Source organism: Frankia sp. CcWB3 (assembly GCF_977927595.1).
Genome location: NZ_CDWRCK010000394.1, coordinates 1 through 2,665, shown reverse-complemented (window position 1 = coordinate 2,665; position 2,665 = coordinate 1). Strand labels below are relative to the sequence as shown.

The following is a 2,665-nucleotide window of genomic DNA, read 5'->3' as shown; positions in this document are numbered from 1 at the left end:
GATCGGGCCAGGTCTCCTTCGGTGACGCGGGCGGCGCCCGGCGAGAGGCTCACCGGAGGCCGCCCGCCCGGTCCCTGCTGGGAGCTCCCGGCTGACCGGGGGCGGAGCGGTCCGTTGATAGCGATTCCGATTCGTACGAACATACGTTCGAATACGGGTCTACGGGAGTCCCGGGAGGGTGCGTCGTGAGCGTCACCGAGATCTCGCGTGGTTCCGGTGGGAGTACGGAGTTCGACCGGACTCCTCCGCACGACCTGCCCGCCGAGCAGAGCGTGCTCGGCGGCATGCTGCTGTCGAAAGACGCCATCGCCGACGTCGTCGAGGTCCTGCAGACGGGTGACTTCTACCGTCCCGCGCACGGCCTCGTGTACGAGGTCATCGGCGATCTCTACGGCCGGGGGGAGCCTGCGGACGTCATCAGCGTCGCCGCCGAGCTCGGCCGCCGCGATCTGCTCGAGCGGGTGGGCGGTCCGGCCTACATGCACACCCTCATCTCGAGCGTGCCCACCGCGGCCAACGCCGGGTACTACGCCCGTATCGTCGCGGAGAAGGCGGTCCTGCGCCGCCTCGCGGAGGCCGGCACCCGCATCGTGCAGCTCGCCTACGGCGCGGCTCCGGACGTCAGCGACGTCGTCGACCGCGCCCAGGCGGCCGTATACGAGGTGACCGAGCGCCGGACGAACGAGGACTACCTGCCGCTGGGGGAGCTGCTCAACCCGGCGCTGGAGGAGATCGAGTCCATCCAGGGGCATGACGGTTCGCTGACCGGGGTGCCCACCGGTTTCGTCGACCTCGACGAGCTGACCAACGGCCTGCACGGCGGCCAGCTGTGGATCGTCGCGGCCAGGCCGGCCGTGGGCAAGTCGACCCTCGGCCTGGACTTCGCCCGGGCGGCGTCGATCAAGAACGGGATGGCGTCGGTCATCTTCTCGCTGGAGATGAGCCGCATGGAGATCACCATGCGGCTGTTGTCCGCCGAGGCGCGGGTGTCCCTGCAGAACATCCGCACGGGCCGGCTCACCGATGACGACTGGGGTCGCCTGGCCCGCCGGATGGGCGAGGTCGCGGAGGCCCCGCTGTTCATCGACGACAGCCCGCACCTGACGATGATGGAGGTCCGGGCGAAGGCCCGGCGGTTGAAGCAGCGCAACGAGCTGCGCCTGGTGATCCTCGACTACCTGCAGCTGATGTCGTCGCCCAAGAAGGTGGAGAACCGTCAGCAGGAGGTCAGCGAGATCTCGCGGTCGCTGAAGCTGCTCGCCAAGGAGCTCGACGTTCCGGTGGTCGCCATCTCCCAGCTCAACCGCGCCTCCGAGCAGCGGGCCGACAAGCGTCCCCAGGTCTCCGACCTGCGCGAGTCCGGAAGCCTGGAGCAGGACGCCGACGCAGTGATCCTGCTGTACCGGGAGGACACGGTCGAGAAGGAGTCGGCGCGCGCCGGCGAGGCGGACCTCATCATCGCCAAGCACCGCAACGGGCCGACCGGCACCGTCACCGTCGCCTTCCAGGGCCATTACTCACGGTTCGTCGACATGGCGAACTGAATTCTCGGCCCGGGGGCGGGACGAGGCCCACGGGTGGAGAGCGCCAGCGGCCCGGCGGCGGGCCGGGTGGGCGCCCGGGTGTGTTTGGCGTGGTCATGGTCCATGTTGGCGGACCGCGATCTCCCGATGGTGCCAGACTGGGCGGTATGAGTTTCAGGATCATCCATGGCGAGTGAGGGGCGGGACGGCGGGCAGCCCGCCGGAGCGGTCCTCGAAGTCGCCCGGTTCGACATCAAACCGGGCAGCGAAGACGATTTCGTCGCCGCGTATCACGGGGTGCGTGCGGAGCTCGTCGGCACGCCGGGCTGTCGTTTCGCGCGGATGACCCGCGGGGTCGAGTCACCGTCGAGTTTCGTGCTGCTCGTCGAGTGGGACAGCCTGGACGCCCATCTGACGAACTTCCGGGAGTCGGAGCGGTTTGCCCGCTGGCGCGCCGCCCTCGGCCCGTACTTCGACGGCACCCCGACGGTGGCGCACAGCGCGGACGTCCCCGCCGGTCCCGACCCGGCCTGACCCTCGACGACCGCCGGACTTCTGATCATGACAGCGTTCTTCGGGTACCTGTTTTTCGCGCCGCTCACGGCGCTCTTCTTCGGTTTCCTCATCTGGCTGGTACCGGCGATCCTGCTTCGGAACACGGACGTGGTGAGCCGGCTGAACCTGCGGCCCTTCGCGTTCTTCGTCACCGGCTACGTCTTCAGCGGGCTGATGGCCCTCTACCTGCTGGTGCTGGACGCCGGCCACGACGTCGCGCCGGCGGCCGGCGTCGTCGCATCCCTGGCCCTCGTCTGGGCTGTCCGGCGGCAGTGGCGCCGGCACCGGCCACTGGGCACGCGGCAGGTGGCGAGCATGCGCCGTGACGGCCCGGTCCAGCCGGGGCAGCCGGGTTATCCCGGTCCACCGGTGCCGTCGGGTTATCCGCATCAGCCCGGCCACCCGTACCCCCCCAGGCCGCAGGCCGGGCCGGTCGCGCGAGGTCCGTCCGGGTATCCCGAGGCCGCCGGATATTCGCCTACGCGGCCGGATCAGCCCGGCCCGGGCGGGGGAGGAGACGACCCGGCAGGCGGGGCGGGTGATCCCGGTCGCCCCAGCCAGTCGGGGCATCGGTCGGGGTATCAGCC

3 protein-coding genes are annotated in these 2,665 nt (G+C 70.3%); all 3 read left to right on the top strand.

Annotated features, from left to right (window positions below; all coding sequences use genetic code 11):
* The first annotated feature begins 185 nt into the window (after positions 1–185).
* Positions 186–1,544, top strand: a complete 1,359-nt coding sequence (dnaB, locus tag ACY5KJ_RS19620) for a replicative DNA helicase (protein ID WP_462187111.1) — start codon at positions 186–188, stop codon at positions 1,542–1,544.
* 165 nt (positions 1,545–1,709) lie between these two features.
* Positions 1,710–2,057, top strand: a complete 348-nt coding sequence (locus ACY5KJ_RS19615) for an antibiotic biosynthesis monooxygenase family protein (RefSeq protein ID WP_462187112.1) — start codon at positions 1,710–1,712, stop codon at positions 2,055–2,057.
* 27 nt (positions 2,058–2,084) lie between these two features.
* The coding region (locus ACY5KJ_RS19610; RefSeq protein ID WP_462204057.1) for a hypothetical protein at positions 2,085–2,665 on the top strand (581 nt) is incomplete at its 3' end.